Genomic DNA, 21,330 nt, shown 5'->3' on the forward strand with positions numbered 1-21,330 from the left:
GGAAACCGCCAGTCAGGCCTCCCGTGCGGTGCCATGCTCGGTGCGTGCTCTCCTCGATCGACGCCGAACGCTGCTACCGCGCGGTCGCCAGCCGCGACGCCCGCTTCGACGGCTGGTTCTTCACCGCGGTGCGCACCACCGGCATCTACTGCCGCCCCTCGTGCCCGGCCCGCACGCCGGCCGCCGTCAACGTCTCCTTCTTCGGCAGCGCCGCCGGCGCCCAGGCAGCGGGCTACCGGGCCTGCCGCCGCTGCCGGCCCGACGCCGTCCCGGGGTCACCCGAGTGGGACGTGCGCGCCGACGTCGTCGCCCGTGCCATGCGGCTGATCGCCGACGGCGAGGTCGAGCGCTCCGGCGTCCCCGGGCTGGCCGCGCGGCTGGGCTACTCCGAGCGGCAGGTGCACCGCCTGCTGGTCGGTGAGCTCGGCGTCGGCCCGCTCGCCGTGGCCCGCGCCCAGCGCGCGCAGACCGCCCGGGTGCTCGTCGAGACCACGGACCTGCCGATGGCCGACGTCGCCTTCGCGGCCGGGTTCGCCAGCATCCGGCAGTTCAACGACACCGTCCGCGAGGTCTTCGCCTGCACGCCGTCAGAGCTGCGCCACTGCCGGCCCGGCAGCGACGGCGGGACACCGGGCTGGCTGACCCTGCGGCTGGCCGCCCGCGCCCCGTTCGACGCCGCCGAGGTGCTGCACTTCCTCGGCGCGCACGCCGTCCCGGGCCTCGAGGAGTGGGACGGGACGACGTTCTCGCGGGTGCTCGACCTGCCCGCCGGGCCCGGCGTCGTCCGCCTCTCCCCCGCGCCCGACGGCGGCCCCGCGGTGACCGCCCGGCTGCTGCTCACCGACCTGCGCGACCTGCGAGCCGCCGTCCCCCGCTGCCGGCGGCTGCTCGACCTCGACGCCGACCCCACCGCCGTCGACGAGGTCCTCGGGGTCGACCCCGCGCTGGCGCCCCTGGTGGCCGGCGCGCCGGGCCGGCGGGTGCCCGCCTCGCCCGACGGCCCGGAGTCGGCGGTGCGCGCGGTGCTCGGCCAGCAGGTCTCGGTGGCCGGTGCCCGCACGCTGACCGCGCGGGTCCTGACGCTGGCCGGGACGCCGCTCGCCGAGCCGGTCGGCACCCTCACCCACGCCTTCCCGAGACCAGAGGCGCTGGCCGACGCCGACCTGTCCGCCGTCGGCCTCACGGGCGCCCGACGCCGCACGCTGGGCGGCCTGGCCGCCGCCATGGCCGAGGGCCGCGTCGTCCTGGACCCGGGGTGCGACCGCGAGGCGGTCGCCCGCGACCTGCTGGCGCTGCCCGGCATCGGCCCGTGGACGGCGTCGCTGGTGGTCATGCGCGGCCTCGGCGACCCCGACGTGTGGCTGCCCGGTGACCTCGCGCTGCGCCGCGCGCTGGCCTCCCTCGGCAGCTCCGACGCCGAGGCCGCCACCCGCTGGCGGCCGTGGCGCTCGTACGCCGCGATGCACCTCTGGGCGCTCGCCGCCCCCACACTGTTCACCCGCTCCCCCGCTGATCGGAGTGCGTCATGACCCCGTCCGCCCGCTTCGCCACGGTGGCCACCCCACCGGGCCCCTTCACCGTCGTCGTCACTCCCGGACCCGACGGCGGCGACGTCGTCCTGGCCGCGGGGTGGACCGACGACGTCACCGAGCTGCTGCCCGTCGTCCACCGGGCGCTGCGGCCCACCTGGGTCGAGCGGGCCGAGCACCTGCCCGTCCTGGACGCGGTCGAGGCGCACGCCGCCGGCGACCTCGGCGCGATCGACGACATCCCGGTGCGGCAGCGCTCCGGGCCGTTCCTCGAGGACGCCTGGGAGGTGCTGCGGACCGTGCCGCCCGGGCAGCCGGACACCTACGCCGCGTTCGCCGCACGGTGCGGGCGCCCCTCGGCCGTGCGGGCGGCGGCCAACGCTTGCGCCCGCAACGCCGCCGCGCTGTTCGTCCCGTGCCACCGGGTGCTCGGCTCCGACGGCGGCCTGGGCGGGTTCCGCTGGGGCACGCCGGTCAAGCGCTGGCTGCTCGACCACGAGGCCGAGCACGCCCCCGTCCCCGTCTGAGGCATAGGAAGCGATCCGCACGTCCCGCGCCCCGGGACGTGCGGATCGCTTCCTATGCCTGCGCCTCCCGGGAGTTGTCGGTGCCGTCCTGCACCCTGATCCGGTGGACGCCGCCTCGCTCCTGCTCGGCCTGCTCCTCGGGGTACTGCTCGGAACGGCCGTGGCGCTCGGGGTGGTGGCACTGCTGGCCCGGCGCCGGCCGACCGACGACGGCCTCGAGCCGCTGCACGAGTCGCTGGACCACCTGCACCGGCTGCTGGCCGGCATCGAGCGCGACCGCGCCACCGCGCACGGCGAGCTGCGCGAGCAGATGGGCACCGTCGGGCAGACCAGCGCGCTGCTGCGCCAGGAGACCGCGGCGCTGGTCACCGCGCTGCGCACGCCGCACGTCCGCGGCCGCTGGGGCGAGGTCCAGCTGCGCCGGGTGGTCGAGGTGGCCGGCCTGCTCGAGCACTGCGACTTCGTCGAGCAGCCGTCCTCCACCAACGACGAGGGCGCCGGCGTGCGGCCCGACCTCGTGGTCACCCTCTCCGACGGCCGGCAGGTCGTCGTCGACGCGAAGGTCCCCTTCACCGGCTACATCGAGGCGGTGCAGGCCACCGACCAGGCCGTCCGGGACCAGCGGATCGCCGCCCACGCCCGGCAGCTGCGCACCCACGTCGACCAGCTGGCCGCCCGCCGCTACCCCACCGCCTTCCGGCCCGCGGCGCCGTTCACCGTCCTGTTCGTCCCCTCCGACGGCTTCCTCACCACCGCGCTGGAGGCCGAGCCGACCCTTCTCGAGTACGGCTTCGGCCGCGACGTCGTCATCGCCACGCCCAGCACGCTGCTCGCCCTGCTGCGCACCGTGGCGCACTCCTGGCGGCAGGAGCGGCTGGCCCGCGACGCCGACCAGGTCATCGAGGTGGGCCGCCGGCTGCACGCGCGGCTGACCACGCTGTCGGGCCACCTGACCCGGCTCGGCTCCGCGCTGGGCTCCACGCTGACCCGCTACAACGAGACGGTCGGCTCCTACGAGCGCTCGGTGCTCGCCGCCGCCCGCCGCTTCGACGACCTCGGGGTCGGCGAGGCGCCGGTGCCCACGCCGCAGCCGGTCGAGGCGGTCGTGCGGCAACTACGGCCGGCCGGCGAGGACGCGCCGCAGCTCCCCCAGGCCGACGACGACGCGCCGCGGCGCTGGCGGCTCACCGACGGCGGCTGAGCGCGTCCGGACGGCGCTCCCGCTGGGCTCGGGAGGCACCGTCCGCCACACCAGCCCCGGGGCTCACCGAGAGTTGCCAAATCGACACGGCGACCTGTCGCGAGTCGGGACCTCCACGTTCCCCGCAGCAGACCCCTCCGTCGCTACCGTGAGGACCGACAGCGGCCCGTGGCGGGCCGGAGCGTCCGGACGGGGAGGTACGCCATGGCCTCGGCGAGCACAGCCGACACCTGGCGGGACAGCGGAGTGGGCGGCCAGCGCCCCTACGCCGTCCCGCGGGCCGCGCATCCCGACGCGACCGGCCCGGACCGCTCGATGCGCATGGGCCTCCCGCCCGTGCCGCCGCCCCCGCCGCGCAGCCGTCCCGGCGGAGGCGGCACCGGCCGCGGCTCCGGGTCCAGCAGCAGCGGCTACGGCCGCCCCGCCGCCGAGGCCCGCCCCCCGGCGCGTCCCGCCCAGCAGCGCGCCCCCCACCCCGGCGTCCACCCGCTCGGCGACCGCGCGGGGGCCGCTGCGCCCTCTCGCCCCCGTGGTGCGCGGCCGGCCGGCCGCGCGGCCGAGCGGGCCGCCGCCGAGCCCGCCGCCGGCAGCCGGCTGCGCGGGGTGCTCGCCGTCCTCGGCGTCTTCGTCATCACGCTCGCCGGCGGCGCCATCGACTCGTTCCTCGGCGTGGGCCTGGGCACGCTGACCCTCGTCACGCTGGTCGCGGCCACCGCCGTCGCCACGCTCCTGGTCCGCCGCCGCGACCTGCTCACGGTCGTCGTCGCCCCGCCGCTGGTCTTCGTCGCGGTCGCCCTGGTCAACATCGGCCTCGCGCCGTCGGCCTCGTTCACCCTGCCGACGCTCGCGACCGTCCTCATCCGCGGCTTCCCCACGATGGCCGTCGCCACCGGCGTCGCCCTGGTGCTGGCGATCGTCCGCTGGGCCGCCCGGCGCTGACCCCCACGACGGACAGCGAGCCCCCCTCCCGGCCGGGAGGGGGGCTCGCGTCGTCTCGCGGCGCCGCTACCGGGCGGTGCGGCCGGGGCGCAGCTCGTGCGGGAGCGCGAAGACCAGGCGCTCCTCGGCGGCCTTCACCGTCTCGACGTCGGGGTAGTCGCGGGCGGCGAGCCAGTCGAGCACCTCGCTGACCAGCACCTCGGGCACCGACGCGCCGCTCGTGACGCCGACCGTGCCCACGCCCTCGAGCCACGCCGGGTCGATCTCGGCGGCGTAGTCGACCAGGTGCGCGGCGCGGGCGCCGGCCTCGAGGGCCACCTCCACCAGCCGCACCGAGTTCGACGAGTTGGTCGAGCCGACGACGATCACCAGGTCGCACTCGGCGGCCATCTGCTTCACCGCCTGCTGACGGTTCTGCGTGGCGTAGCAGATGTCGTCACTGGGCGGGGACTGCAGGCCGGGGAAGCGGTTCTTCAGCTGGTCCACCGTGGCCAGGGTCTCGTCGACCGAGAGCGTGGTCTGCGACAGCCACACGACCTTCTCGGGGTCGCGCACCTGGACGGTGGCGACGTCGTCGGCGCCGTCGACGAGCTGGATGTGCGACGGCGCCTCACCGGCGGTGCCCTCGACCTCCTCGTGGCCGCGGTGGCCGATCAGCAGGATGTCGTAGTCGTCGCGGGCGAACCGCTTGGCCTCCTGGTGCACCTTGGTCACCAGCGGGCAGGTGGCGTCGATGGTGCGCAGCTGCCGCGCGGCGGCCTCCTGGTGCACCGCCGGGGAGACGCCGTGGGCGCTGAAGACGACGACCGAGCCCTCGGGCACCTCGTCGGTCTCGTCGACGAACACCGCGCCGCGCCGCTCGAGGGTGGCCACCACGTGCTTGTTGTGGACGATCTGCTTGCGGACGTAGACCGGTGCGCCGTGGATCTCCAGCGCCCGCTCGACGGCCACCACCGCCCGGTCGACACCGGCGCAGTAGCCCCGGGGATCGGCCAGCAGGACCCGTCCGCGCTGATCAGCCATGCACCCATCGTAGGTGGCGCGCCGTCGGCTGCCGGGCTCCCGACGAGACCCTCGACACGCCGTCAGCGTGCAGCGCCGCCCGACCGGGTGTCTGCCTCCGGGGCCACGCTGCCGTTCCGCGCGCCCTGCGGCAGGCTGGGGTCATGTCCCGTGAGATCCCCGAGCCGATCCGTGCCGCCGCCGGTCTGGCCGCCACCGTCCTGGACGAGGCCCTCCGGCTGCCCTCGACGTTGCCGGGACTGCCGGTGCGCCTCATCGGCCTGGCCCTGCAGACGGCGATGAAGTTCCAGCAGCAGTGGTCGGGACTGGTCGCCCGCGGCGACGAGGTCCTCACCGGGCTGCGCGGTTACCGCGAGCCCGGCCTGGCCACCTTCGACGACGAGGAGGACGCGGCCGCCGGCGGCGCCCCCCTCGTGGCGCAGCCGATCGACGTGCTGCACAACTCCGCGTTCGACCGCGCTCCCGACGTCGACACCGTCGGTGACGGCCTGTCCGACGACGTCTCCGACGCCGGGGTCGCGACCCTCACCGACGACCCGGCCGCCGACGCGGTCGTGGCCGCCGTCGAGGACACCGCCGCCGCGCTGGACGAGACCGACGCCGTCGCACAGCTCACCGGTGTCGACGTCATGGAGATCGACGTCGACACCGACGCCGCCGGCCTGGTCGACGACGAGCTCGCCGGGCTGCCGCAGGACCCGTCGCCGGCCTCGGTCGTCGCCGCGGTCGAGGACGTCACCGACCTGGTCCAGGGCGCCGAGGAGGCCGAGTCCGCGCTGGACGCCGCCGACTCCGCGCTGACCGCCGAGGACGCCCTGGAGAGCGCGCTGCTCGAGGCCCAGGGCACCGACGCCCCCGCGGGCACCGACACCCTCGACGACACCCCGGCCGCGAGCGACCCCGGCGGCTCCCCCGTCGGCGAGCTCGCCGGCGCGCCCGACGTCGGCAGCGACGACACGACGATCCCCGACGCCGCCGACTCCGGCGTCGCCGACACCGACATCGGCCTGGCCGACAGCGCCCCGGCCGACAGCCCGGCCGACGCCGGCACCGGGACCGCCCCGGACGCGGGCGTGCTGGGTGAGGACGCGGAGTCCGGCGCAACCGAGGACGCCGCCACGGAGGTCGACGTCCTCACGCCGGACGGCGGGATCGCCACGGTCGAGGGCACCGTCACCGACGAGGGCGTCGCCGCCCCCGAGGACGGCGGCGCGGAGTCCACCGGCGCCGCCGAGAGCACCGCTGAGGACGCCGGCACTGCCGAGGGCTCCGGCACTGCCGAGGGCTCCGGCACTGCCGAGGGCTCCGGCACTGCCGAGGACACCGGCACTGCCGAGGACTCCGGCACTGCCGAGGGCTCCGGCACTGCCGAGGGCTCCGGCACTGCCGAGGGCTCTGCGACCGGCGGGGGCAGCGACGTCGTCACCGACGAGCACGCGCGCGTCGACGAGGAGATGGGCGCCGGGCCCGGCCCCGGCGAGGACAGCGGCGCGGCGACCGACGTGGTCGAGCCGGAGCCCGCCACGGACACCGCCACGGACACCGCCACGGACACCGCTGCCGAGGCCACCGACGAGGGCGGCACGCCCGTCGCGGCTGCCACCGGTGTGCGCACTGACGTCGGCGGGACCGACACCGCCGAGGAGGACGCGGCGATCGCCGAGGGTGCCGCCGTGGACGCCGTCGGCGAGACGTCGGCCGCGCCCACCGACGACCCCGAGGGCGGCAGCGAGCTGTCCGGCTCGCAGGCCGCCGGCGCCGCGCCGATCGACGGCTACGACGCCTTCACGATCGCCCAGCTGCGCGGCCGGCTGCGCGGCTACCAGCTGGCCACGGTGTCCGACCTGCTGGCCTACGAGGAGGCCACCCGGGCCCGCGCGCCGTTCCTCACCATGCTGCGCAACCGGCTGGAGAAGCTCGAGCAGCAGGCCGCCGACAACAGCCCGCTCCAGCCTCGCGGCTGACGAAGGACCACCCCCTCCCCACGCCTCGCAGGTTCGGCGCGGGTCCCTGGAGGGCGGCCGTTCCGGCAGTGCTGTGGCCCGGGTCCCCGTTCGGGGGCCCGGGCCGCTGTCGTCGGTGCCTGCTGGCAGGCTCGGGCGCATGACCGCCCCCTCCTCCCCCGAGGCGCCCTGGCCGGTGCGCACGGTGGCCCGCAAGGTCGCCGAGTGGATCGGCCGGCTCGGCGAGGTCTGGGTCGAGGGGCAGGTCGCCCAGCTCTCCCGGCGGGGCGCCGCCACGGTGTTCCTCACCCTGCGCGACCCGGCCGCCGACCTGTCGGTGCCGGTCACCTGCGCCCGCGACGTCGCCGACCGGCCCGGCCTCGAGCTCACCGAGGGCGCCCGCGTGATCGTGCGGGCGCGGCCGGACTACTACATCGCCCGCGGGTCCTTCTCGCTGCGCGCCACCGAGATCCGCGCCGTCGGCCTCGGTGAGCTGCTCGCCCGCATCGAGCGGATCCGGAAGCTCCTGGCCGCCGAGGGCCTCTTCGACGCCGCCCGCAAGCGGCCGTTGCCGTTCGCCCCCGCCGTCGTCGGCGTGGTCACCGGCAAGGACTCCGCCGCCGAGCGCGACGTGCTGGTCACCGCCCGGCGGCGCTGGCCGGCGGTGCGCTTCGCCGTCCACCACAGCCTGGTGCAGGGCGTCAACGCCGCCGCGTCGGTCATCGACGGGCTGCAGCGGCTGGACCGCGACCCCGAGGTCGAGGTGATCGTCCTCGCCCGCGGCGGCGGCTCGGTCGAGGACCTGCTGCCCTTCTCCGACGAGGGCCTGGTGCGCGCCATCGCCGCCTGCCGCACCCCGGTGGTCACCGCCGTCGGCCACGAGACCGACACCACGCTGGTCGACCACGTCGCCGACGTCCGCGCGGCCACCCCCACCGACGCCGCCCACCGCGTGGTGCCCGAGATCGGCGAGCAGCGGCGACTGGTCGACGGGCTGCGCGCCCGCGCCCGGCACCTGGTCACCATGCGCGTCGAGCAGTCCGAGCGGTGGCTGGAGGGGGTCCGCAGCCGGCCGGTGCTCGCCGACCCCGAGCGGCTGCTGCACGGCCGGGCCGAGGACGTCGTCGCGCTGCGCGACCGGGCCCGCCGCACGCTCACCCACCGCGTCGAGACCGCCGAGCGCGACCTCGACCACGCCCGCGCACGGGTCACCGCCCTCTCCCCGCAGGCGACGCTGCAGCGCGGCTACGCGCTGGTGCAGCGGGCCGACGGCGCGCTGGTCCGCGACCCCGGGGAGGTGGGCGACGACGAGCGGCTGTCGGTGCGGGTCGCGGGCGGCCGGCTGCCGGTGCGCGTCGACAGGCAGGATGGGACCCCGTGAGCGATGCACCCGAGCAGCCGACGCAGACCTACGAGCAGGCCCGCGAGGAGCTGGCCGACGTGGTCCGCCGGCTGGAGGCCGGGGGGCTCACGCTCGAGGAGTCACTCGGTCTCTGGGAGCGCGGCGAGCAGCTCGCCGAGCTGTGCCGGCACTGGCTCGACCGCGCCCGCGAACGGCTGGCCGCGGCGGCGCCGGGCGACCAGGAGAAGTGAGCGACCGGCAGGACTGAGGCTCAGCTCGGCTGGGACACCGGCGCGACGGCCGCGGCGACCGTCTGCAGCTCGTCGTCGTCGGCCGAGCCGGTGACCAGGGTCGTGACGTCGCCGTCCTCCCGGGTGAGCACCGTCTCGCCGCGCTCGCTGGTGAGCCGGGTCCAGGTGCGGCCGCCCAGGTCGACGCTGCCGTCGTCCTGCGCGCCGTCGAGGACGGAGGTCAGCGGCTCGGCGTCGGCGTCGTCGGTGATCAGGAAGCCCGCGTACTCGTCCGACGGTGTCACGTAACCGATCTCGAGGGTGACCGGCGCCCCCTCGGCGGCATCGGGAGCGTCGGTGCGGGCGCTGGTGGGCCGGTAGCCGTCGGGCAGCCCCGACGGCACCTCGACCGGGTAGGACGCCCGCTCGGTGGCCAGCCGGACGCTGTTCGTGGGGTCGATCGGGCGCACCGGGTCGGTGCCGCTCTGCCGGAAGGTGACCCAGCCGACGGCGAGCAGGCAGATGACCACCAGCGGCAGCAGCGAGCGGATCATGTTCGCCGCGCTCATCCGGTTGGCCCGCTCGACCGCGGTCGGGGCGGGCGGGGGCAGCTTCTCGGGGGCCTGCTGGCCCGACGGGCCGGAAGTGGTCATGCCCCTAGGATCACACCACCGATCCAGAACCCTGCCGCCCCGCACACGCGACCCCGCGCGCCCGACCGGCACCGCGGACCGGTGCAGCGGACGGCGGGCACCGGCAACGGTGCCGATGTTGGAGGTCCCGTGACGCTTCCCGTGCCCGACGGCCCCGTGCCCCCGATCCCCCGCGCCAGCACCTTCCGCACCGACCGCCCGGCACCCGACCGCAACCTGGCCCTCGAGCTGGTCCGGGTCACCGAGGCCGCCGCGATGGCCGCCGGCCGCTGGGTCGGCCGCGGGGACAAGAACGGCGGCGACGGCGCCGCGGTCGACGCGATGCGGGCCCTGATCGGCACGGTGAGCATGCGCGGCGTCGTCGTGATCGGCGAGGGCGAGAAGGACCAGGCGCCGATGCTCTACAACGGCGAGCAGGTCGGCGACGGCTACGGCCCCGAGTGCGACGTCGCCGTCGACCCGATCGACGGCACGACGCTGATGGCCAAGGGCATGCCCAACGCCATCGCGGTCATGGCCGTGGCCGACCGCGGTGCCATGTACGACCCGTCGGCCGTGTTCTACATGGAGAAGATCGCCACCGGCCCGGCCGCCGCCGACGTCGTCGACATCACCGTCCCGGTCGCCGAGAACATCCGCCGGGTCGCCAAGGCCAAGCACGGCCGGGTCGAGGACGTCACCGTCTGCATCCTCGACCGGCCACGCCACGAGCAGCTGGTGCACGAGGTCCGCGAGGCCGGGGCGCGCATCCGGTTCATCTCCGACGGCGACGTCGCCGGCGCGATCGCCGCCGCCCGCGAGGGCACCGGCGTCGACCTGCTCCTGGGCATCGGCGGCACGCCGGAGGGGATCATCGCCGCCTGCGCGCTCAAGTGCATGGGCGGTGCGCTGCAGGGCCGGCTGTGGCCCAAGGACGACGAGGAGCGGCAGAAGGCGGTCGACGCTGGCCACGACCTCGACCGGGTGCTCTCCATCGACGACCTCGTCCGCGGCGACGTCTTCTTCGTCGCCACCGGCATCACCGACGGCGAGCTGCTGCGCGGCGTGCAGTACCGCGCCGGCGGCTGCACGACGCAGTCGCTGGTCATGCGCTCGCGGTCGGGCACGATCCGCTCGATCGACAGCCTGCACTCGCTGGAGAAGCTGCGCGCCTACTCCGCGGTCCCCTTCGACCGCTCCGACGACGAGGACTGAGCGGGTCCCCGGACGCCGGACGGCCCCGGGGCGAGCGCCCCGGGGCCGTCGTGCGTGCGGTGCCGGCGTCAGCCGAGCCGAGTCTCGCAGTTGGCCACCTCGTAGCTGACCCGGCCGGCGCAGGTACCGGCGTACTGCTCCCACTGCGAGTCCGAGGGCGAGGTGCCCCACAGGTCGTCGCAGGCGGCGAAGTCGCCGGCGAAGCAGGAGTCGGCCAGCGGCTGGTACCGCCCGTCCGGGTCCTCACCCAGGTCCTGCGGCGGCACCGGCTCGGCGGCCGGCGTGGGGGTCCCCTCACCCAGCCGCGCCACGCACGAGCCGGCCTGGTAGTCCAGCCGCCCGGCGCAGGTCCCGGCGTACTGCTCGTAGTCCGACCCGGACGGCGTCACCGGCCACAGGTCGTCGCAGGCGGAGAAGTCGCCGTTGAAGCAGTTCTCGGCCAGCGGCTGGAACTCGCCGTCGGGGTCCTCGCCGAGGCCCTGCGGCGGCAGCGGCGCCGAGGTCGAGCCCGCGCCGCCGCCGCCACCGGCCGTCGTCGAGGACGAGGACGACGAGCTGCTCGACGAGCTCGACGAGGACGACGGGCTCGAGGACGACGACGAGCTCGCCGACGACGAGGAGCTGGTGCGCGTCGGGTCGGCGATCGTCGAGCCACCGTCGTCGCGGAGCAGGAAGAACAGGCCGACGCCCGCGGCGGCGAGCAGGAGCACGCCGGCGATCACCGAGGCGATCACGACGTTCTTCTTGTTGCCCTTCTGCGGCGGCTGGCCGTAGCCGGCCTGCCCGTGGGGCTGGCCGTACTGCTGCCCGTACTGCTGGTCCGGGGCATAGCCGGGCTGCCCGTACGCCTGCTGCCCGTACGCCTGCTGCCCGTACGCCTGCTGCCCGTACGCCTGCTGCCCGTACGCCTGCTGTCCGTAGGGCTGGCCGTACTGCTGTCCGTACTGCTGACCGGGGTCGTAGCCGGGCTGGCCGTAGGGCTGCTGCGGGAACTGCTGCGTCGGGTCGTAGCCCGGCTGGCCCTACTGCTGGTCGGGGCCGTGACCGGGCTGGGCGATCGGCGAGGTCTGGTCACGCTCGCCCGGCTGGCCGTACTGGCCCGGCTGGAACTGCGAGGTCGGGGGCGCCGGCTGGCCGAGCTGCTGCGTCGGGTCGTCGGACTGCCCCCAGCCCTGCTGCCCGGGCTGCTCGCCCTGGGGATCGTTGCCACCCTGCGGCGGATACGGCGGCTGGGACATGGTGCGGACTCCTCGGTTCACGTAGATGCGCTGGTCAGGCTAGGTCGGGCGGGAGAGGGCGACCAGCACCGGCTGGTCACGGGACGGCTCCTCACCGGTCGCTCCGCGTGGTCGGATGCGCCCACCGTGCCCGGGCCACTGCACCCCGGCTCGGGCGCGACCGGTACGCGGGCGCGAGGTCCCGCGGGTGCTCAGTCGAGCTCGGTGCAGTAGGGCACCGTCCACGCCTTGACGCGGCCGCCGCAGGTGGTGGCGTACTCCTCGTACTGCGACAGCGGCGGGGACTCCACGAACAGGTCGTCGCAGGACTGCAGGTCGCCGTCGAAGCAGCCCTGCGCGTAGGCGTCGAGGACGGGGTCGGGCCCGAGCTCGCCCGGCGGCACCGGCTCGGACTGCTCGACGGGCCCCGGCACCCCTCCGCCGCCGTAGTACCCGGACGGAACGCTGCCGCCGTAGAGGGCCTCGCCCATCGCCTCGCCCATCGCCTCACCGGCCGCGCGGCCGACGTCGTCGGCGGCACCGCGGAGCACCAGCGCGCCGATGACGGCGGCGAGCAGCAGGCCGAGGACGATCCCGCCCGCGAGGAGCGCCGCGGGCAGCACCCGCGACGGCGCGGCGGCCGGCGCGGGCGGGGCGGGGACGGCGACCGGACGGCCGGCGGCGGGGTCCCAGGTCCCCCACGGCGTCCAGCCGCCGACGGGCACGGTGCCCGGCGTCGTGCCGGGCGTGTCCGGGGCGTAGGGGTGGGTCACGGGGCCTCCTCGGGCCGGGAGTGTCGGCGCACGCTAACGACCCGACCGGCCCCGTCCCGGGTCCCACCCCGGGCCTGGGAGGGGTGGGACGGACGGGGTCCTCCTAAGGTCACGCGTGCAGCACCGATCCCACCGACACCACACGGGAGCCAGCGTGGCCGCCGAGCAGGACCACCGCATCGAACGAGACTCCATGGGGGAGGTCCGCGTCCCCGCCTGGGCCAAGTGGCGGGCCCAGACCCAGCGCGCCGTCGAGAACTTCCCCATCTCCGGCACCCCCATCGAGCGCGAGCTCATCGCCGCCCTGGCCGCCATCAAGGGCGCCGCGGCCCGCGTCAACGCCGACCTCGGCGTCCTCGACGGCGACGTCGCGCAGGCGATCACCGACGCCGCCGCCGAGGTGGCCTCCGGCACGTGGGACGACCACTTCCCCATCGACGTCTTCCAGACCGGCTCGGGGACGTCGAGCAACATGAACACCAACGAGGTCATCGCCACCCTCGCCACCGAGGCGACGGGCACCGCGGTGCACCCGAACGACCACGTCAACGCCTCGCAGTCGTCCAACGACGTCTTCCCCTCGGCGATCCACGTGGCCGCCACCCGCGCGATCGTGCGCGACCTGGTGCCGGCGCTGCAGCACCTGGAGGCCTCGCTGTCGCGCAAGGCCACCGAGTTCGCCGAGGTCGTCAAGAGCGGCCGCACGCACCTCATGGACGCCACCCCGGTGACGCTCGGCCAGGAGTTCGGCGGGTACGCGGCCGCGGTCCGGTACGGCGTCGAGCGGCTGCAGGCGTCCCTGCCGCGGATCGGCGAGCTGCCGCTGGGCGGCACCGCCGTCGGGACCGGCATCAACACCCCGCCCGGCTTCGCCGCCGCGATCATCGAGAAGCTCGCCGCCGAGCTGGAGCTGCCGCTCAGCGAGGCGCGCGACCACTTCGAGGCGCAGAGCTCGCGTGACGGCCTGGTCGAGGCCTCCGGGCAGCTGAAGACGATCGCCGTCGGCCTCGTGAAGATCGCCAACGACCTGCGCTGGATGGGCTCGGGCCCGCGCACGGGCCTCGGCGAGATCCAGCTCCCCGACCTGCAGCCGGGCAGCTCGATCATGCCCGGCAAGGTGAACCCGGTGATCCCCGAGGCGACCATCCAGGTCGCCGCCCAGGTCATCGGCAACGACGCCGCGGTCACCTACGCCGGCACCACCGGCGTCTTCGAGCTCAACGTGACCCTGCCGCTCATGGCCCGCAACGTGCTCGAGTCGATCCGGCTGCTGGCCAACGTCAGCCGGATCCTGGCCGACCGCTGCGTCGACGGGATCGTGGCCAACGTCGAGCAGTGCCGGACCTACGCGGAGTCCTCGCCGTCCATCGTGACGCCGCTGAACAAGTACATCGGCTACGAGGAGGCCGCGAAGGTCGCCAAGCAGTCGCTGGCCGAGCAGAAGACGATCCGCCAGGTCGTGCTCGAGCGCGGCTACGTCGACCAGGGCAAGCTCACCGAGGCCCAGCTCGACGAGGCGCTCGACGTCCTTTCGATGACCCACCCCTGAAGGACCCCGTCCTCCCCACCCTTCGCGAGCTCAGGGCGGGGCCCTGGACGGGGCCACAGGGCGTGGCGGGGTGGGCCGGGACCCCGGCCCACCCAGTCGCGGGACGCTCCCTGTCGTCGTGATCGCCCGACGGCGATAGCGTCGGCACACCATGACCGAGACAGCCAGCACCCCCGAGGTATCCCTCCGACACCCGGGGGGTGAGCTCCCGCTGCGCACGGTCCCGGCGACGGAGGGATCCCCCGGGCTCGACGTCTCCAAGCTCCTCGCGACGACGGGGCAGGTCGCCCTCGACGTCGGTTTCGTGAACACCGCGTCGTGCGCCTCGACGATCACCTACATCGACGGCGACGCCGGCATCCTGCGCTATCGCGGCTACCCGATCGACCAGCTCGCCGGGAAGGCCAGCTTCCTCGAGGTCACCTACCTGCTCGTCTACGGCGAGCTCCCCACCGCCGACCAGCTGGCCGCCTTCGACGAGAGGCTGCGCCGGCACACCCTGCTGCACGAGGACCTCAAGCAGTTCTTCCAGGGCTTCCCGCGCGACGCGCACCCGATGCCCGTGCTGTCCTCCGCGGTCAGCGCGCTGTCGACCTTCTACCAGGACTCGCTCGACCCCTTCGACCCGGAGCAGGTGGAGATCTCCACCGTCCGGCTGCTGGCCAAGCTGCCCACGATCGCGGCGTACGCGTACAAGAAGTCGGTCGGGCAACCCTTCCTGTACCCGGACAACTCCTTCGGCCTGGTCGAGAACTTCCTGCGGATGACCTTCGGCCTGCCCGCCGAGCCCTACGACCTCGACCCCGACCTCGCCTCCGCGCTCGACATGCTCTTCGTCCTGCACGCCGACCACGAGCAGAACTGCTCGACGTCGACGGTGCGGCTGGTCGGCTCCTCGCACGCCAACCTGTTCGCGTCGGTCTCGGCCGGCATCAACGCGCTGTTCGGCCCGCTGCACGGCGGGGCCAACCAGGCCGTGCTGGAGATGCTCGAGGCGATCCAGCGGGACGGCGGCGACATCGGCCGGTTCGTCGAGCGGGTCAAGAACAAGGAGCCCGGCGTCAAGCTCATGGGCTTCGGCCACCGGGTCTACAAGAACTACGACCCGCGTGCGGCGATCGTGAAGCAGACGGCCGACTCGGTGCTCGACAAGCTCGGCGGGGACAACGAGCTGCTCGACCTCGCCCGCCAACTGGAGGAGATCGCTCTCTCCGACGACTACTTCGTCGAGCGCAAGCTGTACCCGAACGTCGACTTCTACACCGGGCTCATCTACCGGGCGATGGGCTTCCCGGTCCGGATGTTCACCGTGCTCTTCGCGCTGGGCCGGCTCCCCGGGTGGATCGCCCAGTGGCGCGAGATGATCGCCGACCCCACGACCAAGATCGGCCGCCCGCGGCAGGTCTACACCGGCGAGACCGAGCGGGCCTTCGTCCCGCTCGCCGAGCGCTGACCCGGGCCACCATGGGCAGCGAGCCGCCCGGTGAGGACCTGCTGGTCCTGCCCCCGATCCCGCTGGCCACCGGGCGGCTGCTGCGCGACGACGACGACCGGCCGGTGCCGATCACCGCCGTCGAACTGGTGGTGTCGACCGAGGACGGCGTCGAGCACCGCATCCCGCTCGTGGCGCGGCACGGCGCCTGGTGGCCACCCGACCGCTGACCCCTGGCGGCCGGTCCCGGCCGCCGGCCCCTGCGGTGTCCCCCGGGTGGGCGCACCTCCTCCCCCGCAGGGGTGAGACCCGTTCCCCCGTCCCTCCTCCGGGTCCCCCGGACGGTCGATCTGACGGCGAGCGCTCCACCACGGAGCGCGGCCACGCCGATCGAGACCGCCCGGGGGACCCACCGTGCCAGCACCACGCACGTCCGCATCCCCCCGGCGTGAGCTCACCGCCCGCGAGGCCGAGGCGCTGCGCGCGCTGCTGGCCGCCCGCGCCGCGGCCGGCGCCCCGGGTGCCCCCCGCCCGTCCGCCGCGCGTCCCGCGCCGCGGAGGAAGAGCTCGGCCAGGAAGCGGAAGCAGGCCGCCCGTCGCCGGCCGGCCGTCCGGACGCCCCGCGAGCGCGGCCCCTGGCGGGCCCGGCTGCTGCTCGTCGGCCTGGCCACGCTGCTCGTGCCCGTCCTGACCGTCCTGCTGGCGCCGGCCACCTCCGCCCCCGGTTCGGCCGGCGTGGCCGCCGACCCGGCGGGACTGGCCCTGGCCGCGCGCAGCACGCTGCTGCAGGACGCCGACGCCTACCGCCGGCTGCAGGCGGAGGTCACCGCGCGGCAGGCCGAGCTGCAGGCGGCGGTCGAGGCCGAGCGGAGCGCGCGGGCCGCCGTCGCCACCGAGCAGGTCACCGTCGGCTCCGCCGCGGCCGACCTCTACCGCGCCTCCGCCGAGACCCGCATGCCGGTGCTCGGCCTGTCCGCCGACGCCCCGGACACCACCCCCGACGTCCTCTACCGCCAGGCGCTGGCCGACCGGGCCGCCGGGGACCGGGAGGCCGCCGTGGTCCGCGCCGAGCGCGCCGAGGCCGCCGTACAGGACGCCGCCGCTCGGGTGGCCGCCGCGCAGGACGCCGTCGACGCCGCGACCGCGCAGGCCCGCACCGTGCTGGCCGGCGTCCGCGACACCGTGGACGGGCTCGGTCCCGCCGTCGCCGCGCAGCTGGCCGCGCTGGACACCGTCCCCGCCGCCGGCGCGCAGCAGGAGCGCAACACCGCCGCGCTGCTGCGCTGGCAGTCCTACCTCGCCGAGCTCGCCGCCGCCGGGATCGCGCCGCCGCCGGCCGCCGCGCTGGCCGACCCCGCGTCGTTGCCCGACGGCTTCTCCCCCGCGCTCGACGACGCCGGCCAGGCCGTGCCCGGCGTCGCGTGGGCCGTCGTCGGCAACCGGCCGGTCACCGTCCTGCCCGCGGAGACCGTCGCCGCGGTGAGCAGCGCGCTGTCGCGGCTGGGCCGCCCGTACGCCGCCGGCGCCGCCGGCCCGGACGCCTTCGACTGCGGCGGGCTGACCGCCTCGGCCTGGCTGCTCGCCGGCTACGACCTGCCCGCCACCGCGGCGGGCCAGTGGGCCGCGGCCGCCGTCGTGCCCGCCTCGCAGCTGCAGGTCGGTGACCTGGTCGTGTCCGACGGCGGCGCCGACGTCGCCGTCCACCTCGGCGAGGGCGAGGTCGTGGGCGCCTCGGCGGCGACCTACCAGGTCGGCGTCCGCCCGCTGCCCGGCGACGCCCGTGCGGTGCGGGTGACCCTGCCCGCCCCGGCGACGCCGAACGCGCCGCTGCCGGCGTCGGCGTCCGGTCTCGGCGCCTGCGGTGCCCTGCCGGCGCCGGCCGGCCCGGTCAGCCCCGCGTGGGGTGGGTGGTCCAACGGCCGCATCCCGGCCGAGGCGCTGTGCCCGGTCGCCCGCGGCCACGCGCTGCGCTGCGACGCCGCGGCCGGGTACGCCGCGATGGGCCGAGCCTACGAGGCGGCCTTCGGCAGCCCGCTGTGCATCACCGACTCCTACCGGTCCCTGGCCGCGCAGGTCGACGCCTTCCGCCGTAAGCCGGCGCTGGCCGCGGTGCCGGGGACGTCCAACCACGGCTGGGCGCTGGCGGTGGACCTCTGCGGCGGGATCGACGTCGCGGGCACGCCGCAGTGGACCTGGATGACCGAGCACGCCGGCCGGTTCGGCTTCGTCAACCCCGACTGGGCGCAGCCCGGCGGCGAGAAGCCCGAGCCCTGGCACTGGGAGTTCGGCGCACTCCTCTAGCGAGCCCGTGCCGCTACAGCCAGCGGAGGCCGGGCAGGGCGGCCAACGGCAGGCGGACGCAGGCCTCCCCGGCCTCACCGAGCCGGGCGGACACGGCGGCCGAGGCGCACGCCAGCGGCCGCAGCGGCGTGACGACGACGTGCGGCTCGGCCAGCCGCAGCCCCGACTCGGCGATCCGGCCGAGCAGCTGCTGCGGCGCGGCCAGCGCGGCGGAGGCCAGCATCGGCGCGCCGGGGTGCGACCACAGCGCCACGGGTCCCTCGACCCGCAGCACTCCCCCGGCCTCGGCGGCGCGAGCGGTGGCGGCGGTGCGGGTCCGGGTCACGACGGCGACGTCGGTCGGGTCCGAGGGCGTCCACGCGACCGTGCGGTCCCCGCGCCGGACGACGACCCGCCAGCCGACGGCGGTCTGCGCCCGGCAGGTCCAGTCCAGGACGGCGACGCCGCTGCCGGCCGCCGCGGCGTCGCTGACCGGGCGGGCGGCGACGAAGGCGGTGAGCGCGGCGGCCACGCCGTCCTCGGTCGGGGCCACGCCGGCATCGCTCATGTCCTCGGCGAGGTCGTGCAGGGTCACCCGCACACGGCGCTCGTCCTCGGCGAGGACAAGCACCGGCCCGCGGGCGGGGTCGGCGAGCACGGCGGCGCGCAGGCGGCCGGTGACCAGGCCCGGCAGCACCGCGTCGGCGGCGGCGCGGACGTCGTCGACGGCGACCGGCGCCGGCCGGAGCCGGTGCAGGAGGCCCGACGAGGGGCGGCCGAGCGTCACGGGCGGCGCCCGCCCAGGGTGGCGCGCAGGGTGGGCGGCAGGTCGGCGAGGTCGAGGACGCTGTCGAGCTCCGCGGCCGACAGCCGCACCGGCAGGACGTCGTCGGCCCAGCCGGTCACCCGGCGCACGCGGGCGGCCGGACCGGGCCACACCGCGTCGCGGGCGGCGGCCACGTGCAGCTCGGTGAGGACGTCGGCGAGGTGGACGGCGGCGACCGGGTGCACGCCGGGCTCCTCCACGGCGGCGCGGACGACGCCGGCCAGCAGCCCGCGGTCCCCCTCGGACAACCAGTGCGGGAGCAGGACGGCGGCGTCCGGACCTCCGGTCGGCGCGATGCTCACCGCACACCTCCCCCCGTCGGCGCGGCCGGTCCCGGGTGCCCGGCGCCGGGAGCGGCGGGGCGGCGGGGACTCGCGGTCACGTCCTCGATATCGGCAGTCCTGCGCCCGGATGGACCCGTCGGCGGCGGACTGCTGCGTTCCGTTTACCGGGACGTCACTCGGACAACTCGGCGAGCCGGTCCTTGAGGACCCGCTCGACGCGGTCGGCGTGCACGTTCATGTTGCGCACCGACGTCGCGAGGTCGGCCGAGACCTGCGTCTTGGTCTGCCCGCCCCAGGTGGTCAGGTACCAGGTGGCCCAGCCCAGGACGTTGGGCTGCGCGGCCCGCTGGCCGCGCGCGGCGGTCGGGTCCGGGGCGCAGGCGGCGGTCAGCGCGTGCGACAGCAGCGTCTGGTCGGCCTCGTCCATGATCTGGTCGGGCGCCTCGTGCGAGTCGGGCAGCAGCACCTCGGTCGCGTCCGGGCCGCCGTCGAGCGACTGCAGGTTGCGCAGCCCGTTGAGGGTGGCGACGGTCTGCGAGTTGCGCCGCAGCGTGGCCACGCTCTGGCCCATGTAAGCGGCGAGCTCGCGCTCGGTGGGCCGGCGCTGGTGCTCGGCCTGGAAGGCGGCGACGGCCTTCTGCTGCCGGTTCTCGGTGTCGGCGGCGGTGCGGCCGTGGGCGTTGCGGCCCAGGTCGTGCACCCACTTGGACAGCTGGGTGGCGAGGAAGGCGCCGAACGGGACGCCCTTGGTCTCGTCGTACTGGCCGACCGCCTTGAGGATCCACTCGGCGACCTGCTGGCTGAGGTCGTCGGGGTCGGGCAGGTGCAGCCGGATCGTGCTCATGTTGCGCTGCAGCCGCTTGAGGCTCAGCGGCTGGTAGTGCCGGCACAGGTCCTCGAGGAAGGCCGGCGGCAGGTCGCGCGGTGCGCGCCGGCGGACCCCGGCCTCGGCGCGCAGGCCCACGGTGGTGCAGTCGCGGCCGGCGCACCAGGCGCGGATCCAGTCGGCGAGCACCTGGCCCTGGCCGCACGGGCCGTCGACCCGGTAGAGCCCCTCGCCCTCGTCGTGGCTGACCGTCACGCCGTCGGGCAGCTCGGCCCGGAACTCGGCCAGCGGGAGGTCGCGGTCGACGCGGAAGTGCACCCGGTCGCGCGCGGTGATCGGGACCTTCGCGAAGCCCTCGGCCTCGGGGACGCCGCCGAAGACGAGCGGCGCGCGGGTGCCTGCGTCGGCCGGCTGGTCGGGGGTGTTCTGCACTGCGGAGGTCACCGGGTACTCCAGGTCGATCGCGGGGGAGGCGACGGCGAGGTGAAGCGCTGGAACGGCCCTCCTGCAGGGGCCCGCCCCGAGCGTCAGCGAGGGGTGGGGGGCAGGAGGGTCCTTCGTCTAGGCGAGAGCGAGCAGGCCCGAGGGGACGACGACGTCCTCGCCGGCCTGGAGCAGGACCTCCGCGGCGGCGCGCTCGGCCGCGGCGGGCTCGGCGGCGTAGACCGGCATGTGGTCGTACAGGACCGTGAACAGGTCACTGACGAAGGTGTAGGCGGCCTGCGCCTGCGGCGAGAACCGCGCGATCGCCTCGCGGGGACCCAGCTCGACGCCGACGGTCACGCGGACGACGCGCTCGTCCTTGCCCAGGCCGGTGACCGAGAAGGCGACCGCCGGGTGCGCGGCGGCCAGCGCGGCCAGCTCGGCCAGGCAACGCCGGGTCGACCCGCGCCGCGGCCGCAGCTGGACGTGGACGACGACCGTCTCGTCGGCCTGCTGGGTCTGTGCCATCACGCTGTGCTGCATCCTCATCGCCCCCTGTGTCGTGCTCGAGGGCAACTCTGGCGCATGAGCGGACGGTGATGAGCACACAACTCGCCGTGCCCTGCGCAATCTGCGGGGTCGCCTTCGTCAGGTCTTGCCCACAGGAGGGGCCGCCCAGGTCCGGCGGGTCCACGCATCGGCGAGTGTTGCCGAGCCGCGGACCCGCCGTCGGTGGCGTGTCGTCAGCGCGCCGGCACCTCCGGCGAGGCGGACCGCTCGCCGGCCGGCGGGACCCGGGGGGTGGGGGCATCCGGGGCGGGGGCGTCAGGAGCCTGCGGGGCGAACGCGGCGAGGGCGCCGAGCGTGTCGGCGGTGACCTGGGCGGCGAGCAGGTTGGCCTCGGCGATCTGCCGGTAGACCTCCTCGCGGTGGATGGTCACCTCACGGGGGGCCTTGAAGCCGAGGCGGACGGTGCCGCCGCGGACCTCGACGACGTGCACCTCGATGTCGTCGCCGATGCGGATGGTCTCGCCGACGCTGCGGGTCAGTGTGAGCACGGGTACCCCTCCATGGGTGTCAGTACGGCCTCCGTGGCGTGCCCGCCGGGAGCGGGCCCGGACGGCGGGTGCCGTCCCCTC

General features: G+C 75.9%; 22 protein-coding genes. 12 read left to right on the forward strand and 10 right to left on the reverse strand.

The window, feature by feature from the left end:
- Positions 1-44: 44 nt before the first annotated feature.
- The 4 genes from BM414_RS11560 (at position 45) to BM414_RS11575 (ending at position 4,196) form a co-directional block, all read left to right on the forward strand.
- The gene (locus tag BM414_RS11560; RefSeq protein ID WP_245784653.1) at positions 45-1,529 is read left to right on the forward strand and encodes an AlkA N-terminal domain-containing protein; all 1,485 of its coding nucleotides are present in this window, start codon (positions 45-47) and stop codon (positions 1,527-1,529) included.
- Positions 1,526-2,056 carry a methylated-DNA--[protein]-cysteine S-methyltransferase gene (locus BM414_RS11565; protein ID WP_093579603.1) on the forward strand — a complete coding sequence of 177 codons (531 nt, stop codon included), beginning with the start codon at positions 1,526-1,528 and terminating at the stop codon, positions 2,054-2,056. The genes BM414_RS11560 and BM414_RS11565 overlap by 4 nt, the downstream gene beginning before the upstream one ends.
- Positions 2,057-2,159: 103 nt before the next feature.
- The gene (locus BM414_RS11570) at positions 2,160-3,257 is read left to right on the forward strand and encodes a DNA recombination protein RmuC (RefSeq protein WP_093579604.1); all 1,098 of its coding nucleotides are present in this window, start codon (positions 2,160-2,162) and stop codon (positions 3,255-3,257) included.
- A 204-nt stretch (positions 3,258-3,461) separates the two neighbouring features.
- Positions 3,462-4,196, forward strand: a complete 735-nt coding sequence (locus BM414_RS11575) for a DUF6542 domain-containing protein (RefSeq protein WP_093579605.1) — start codon at positions 3,462-3,464, stop codon at positions 4,194-4,196.
- Positions 4,197-4,262: 66 nt separating this feature from the next.
- On the opposite strand, the gene BM414_RS11580 is transcribed toward BM414_RS11575, so the two are convergent.
- The gene (locus BM414_RS11580) at positions 4,263-5,219 is read right to left on the reverse strand and encodes a 4-hydroxy-3-methylbut-2-enyl diphosphate reductase (protein WP_093579606.1); all 957 of its coding nucleotides are present in this window, start codon (positions 5,217-5,219) and stop codon (positions 4,263-4,265) included.
- 143 nt (positions 5,220-5,362) lie between these two features.
- Here BM414_RS11580 and BM414_RS11585 point away from each other — a divergent pair, with 143 nt between their 5' ends.
- From BM414_RS11585 to BM414_RS11595, 3 genes are all read left to right on the forward strand, one after another.
- Positions 5,363-7,183 (forward strand): hypothetical protein, encoded by a 1,821-nt coding sequence (locus tag BM414_RS11585; RefSeq protein ID WP_093579607.1) that lies wholly within the window; start codon positions 5,363-5,365, stop codon positions 7,181-7,183.
- Positions 7,184-7,322: 139 nt separating this feature from the next.
- Entirely contained in the window at positions 7,323-8,543 is a 1,221-nt protein-coding gene (gene xseA, locus BM414_RS11590) for an exodeoxyribonuclease VII large subunit (RefSeq protein ID WP_093579608.1), read from the forward strand.
- Positions 8,540-8,755, forward strand: coding sequence for an exodeoxyribonuclease VII small subunit (locus BM414_RS11595; protein ID WP_093579609.1), 216 nt, complete (start codon positions 8,540-8,542; stop codon positions 8,753-8,755). Before xseA ends, BM414_RS11595 begins: the two co-directional genes overlap by 4 nt.
- A gap of 20 nt (positions 8,756-8,775) precedes the next feature.
- Here BM414_RS11595 and BM414_RS11600 read toward each other — a convergent pair whose 3' ends face one another.
- Entirely contained in the window at positions 8,776-9,387 is a 612-nt protein-coding gene (locus tag BM414_RS11600; RefSeq protein WP_093579610.1) for a DUF4245 domain-containing protein, read from the reverse strand.
- A gap of 129 nt (positions 9,388-9,516) precedes the next feature.
- Between BM414_RS11600 and glpX the strand changes: the two genes are divergently transcribed.
- Positions 9,517-10,581, forward strand: coding sequence for a class II fructose-bisphosphatase (glpX, locus tag BM414_RS11605; protein ID WP_217644679.1), 1,065 nt, complete (start codon positions 9,517-9,519; stop codon positions 10,579-10,581).
- Positions 10,582-10,649: 68 nt separating this feature from the next.
- Here the strand turns inward: glpX and BM414_RS11610 are convergent, their stop codons facing one another.
- From BM414_RS11610 to BM414_RS11620, 3 genes are all read right to left on the reverse strand, one after another.
- Complete coding sequence (locus BM414_RS11610) at positions 10,650-11,315, reverse strand: hypothetical protein (protein WP_093579611.1); 666 nt, start codon at positions 11,313-11,315, stop codon at positions 10,650-10,652.
- A gap of 288 nt (positions 11,316-11,603) precedes the next feature.
- Positions 11,604-11,819, reverse strand: coding sequence for a hypothetical protein (locus BM414_RS11615; protein WP_093579612.1), 216 nt, complete (start codon positions 11,817-11,819; stop codon positions 11,604-11,606).
- 191 nt (positions 11,820-12,010) lie between these two features.
- Positions 12,011-12,571, reverse strand: coding sequence for a hypothetical protein (locus BM414_RS11620; protein ID WP_093579613.1), 561 nt, complete (start codon positions 12,569-12,571; stop codon positions 12,011-12,013).
- A 154-nt stretch (positions 12,572-12,725) separates the two neighbouring features.
- On the opposite strand from BM414_RS11620, the gene BM414_RS11625 reads away from it, so the two are divergent.
- The 4 genes from BM414_RS11625 (at position 12,726) to BM414_RS11640 (ending at position 17,853) form a co-directional block, all read left to right on the forward strand.
- Positions 12,726-14,120: a class II fumarate hydratase gene (locus BM414_RS11625; protein ID WP_093579614.1), complete on the forward strand. Its 1,395-nt coding sequence runs from the start codon at positions 12,726-12,728 to the stop codon at positions 14,118-14,120.
- Between the two features lie 151 nt (positions 14,121-14,271).
- On the forward strand, positions 14,272-15,573 hold the full coding sequence (locus BM414_RS11630; RefSeq protein WP_093579615.1) for a citrate synthase: 1,302 nt from the start codon (positions 14,272-14,274) through the stop codon (positions 15,571-15,573).
- A gap of 11 nt (positions 15,574-15,584) precedes the next feature.
- Positions 15,585-15,782, forward strand: coding sequence for a hypothetical protein (locus BM414_RS11635; RefSeq protein ID WP_093579616.1), 198 nt, complete (start codon positions 15,585-15,587; stop codon positions 15,780-15,782).
- A 184-nt stretch (positions 15,783-15,966) separates the two neighbouring features.
- The gene (locus tag BM414_RS11640) at positions 15,967-17,853 is read left to right on the forward strand and encodes an NlpC/P60 family protein (protein WP_093579617.1); all 1,887 of its coding nucleotides are present in this window, start codon (positions 15,967-15,969) and stop codon (positions 17,851-17,853) included.
- 13 nt (positions 17,854-17,866) lie between these two features.
- Here BM414_RS11640 and BM414_RS29370 read toward each other — a convergent pair whose 3' ends face one another.
- From BM414_RS29370 to csrA, 5 genes are all read right to left on the reverse strand, one after another.
- The gene (locus BM414_RS29370; protein ID WP_093579618.1) at positions 17,867-18,619 is read right to left on the reverse strand and encodes a hypothetical protein; all 753 of its coding nucleotides are present in this window, start codon (positions 18,617-18,619) and stop codon (positions 17,867-17,869) included.
- Entirely contained in the window at positions 18,616-18,960 is a 345-nt protein-coding gene (locus BM414_RS29375; protein ID WP_093579619.1) for a hypothetical protein, read from the reverse strand. The genes BM414_RS29370 and BM414_RS29375 overlap by 4 nt, the downstream gene beginning before the upstream one ends.
- A gap of 154 nt (positions 18,961-19,114) precedes the next feature.
- The gene (locus BM414_RS11655) at positions 19,115-20,212 is read right to left on the reverse strand and encodes a sigma-70 family RNA polymerase sigma factor (protein WP_093579620.1); all 1,098 of its coding nucleotides are present in this window, start codon (positions 20,210-20,212) and stop codon (positions 19,115-19,117) included.
- A gap of 117 nt (positions 20,213-20,329) precedes the next feature.
- Positions 20,330-20,719 (reverse strand): hypothetical protein, encoded by a 390-nt coding sequence (locus tag BM414_RS11660; RefSeq protein ID WP_245784668.1) that lies wholly within the window; start codon positions 20,717-20,719, stop codon positions 20,330-20,332.
- 215 nt (positions 20,720-20,934) lie between these two features.
- On the reverse strand, positions 20,935-21,249 hold the full coding sequence (csrA, locus tag BM414_RS31345) for a carbon storage regulator CsrA (RefSeq protein ID WP_281246724.1): 315 nt from the start codon (positions 21,247-21,249) through the stop codon (positions 20,935-20,937).
- Between the last annotated feature and the right edge of the window lie 81 nt (positions 21,250-21,330).

Source organism: Geodermatophilus amargosae (assembly GCF_900116515.1).
Lineage (GTDB): Bacteria > Actinomycetota > Actinomycetes > Mycobacteriales > Geodermatophilaceae > Geodermatophilus > Geodermatophilus amargosae.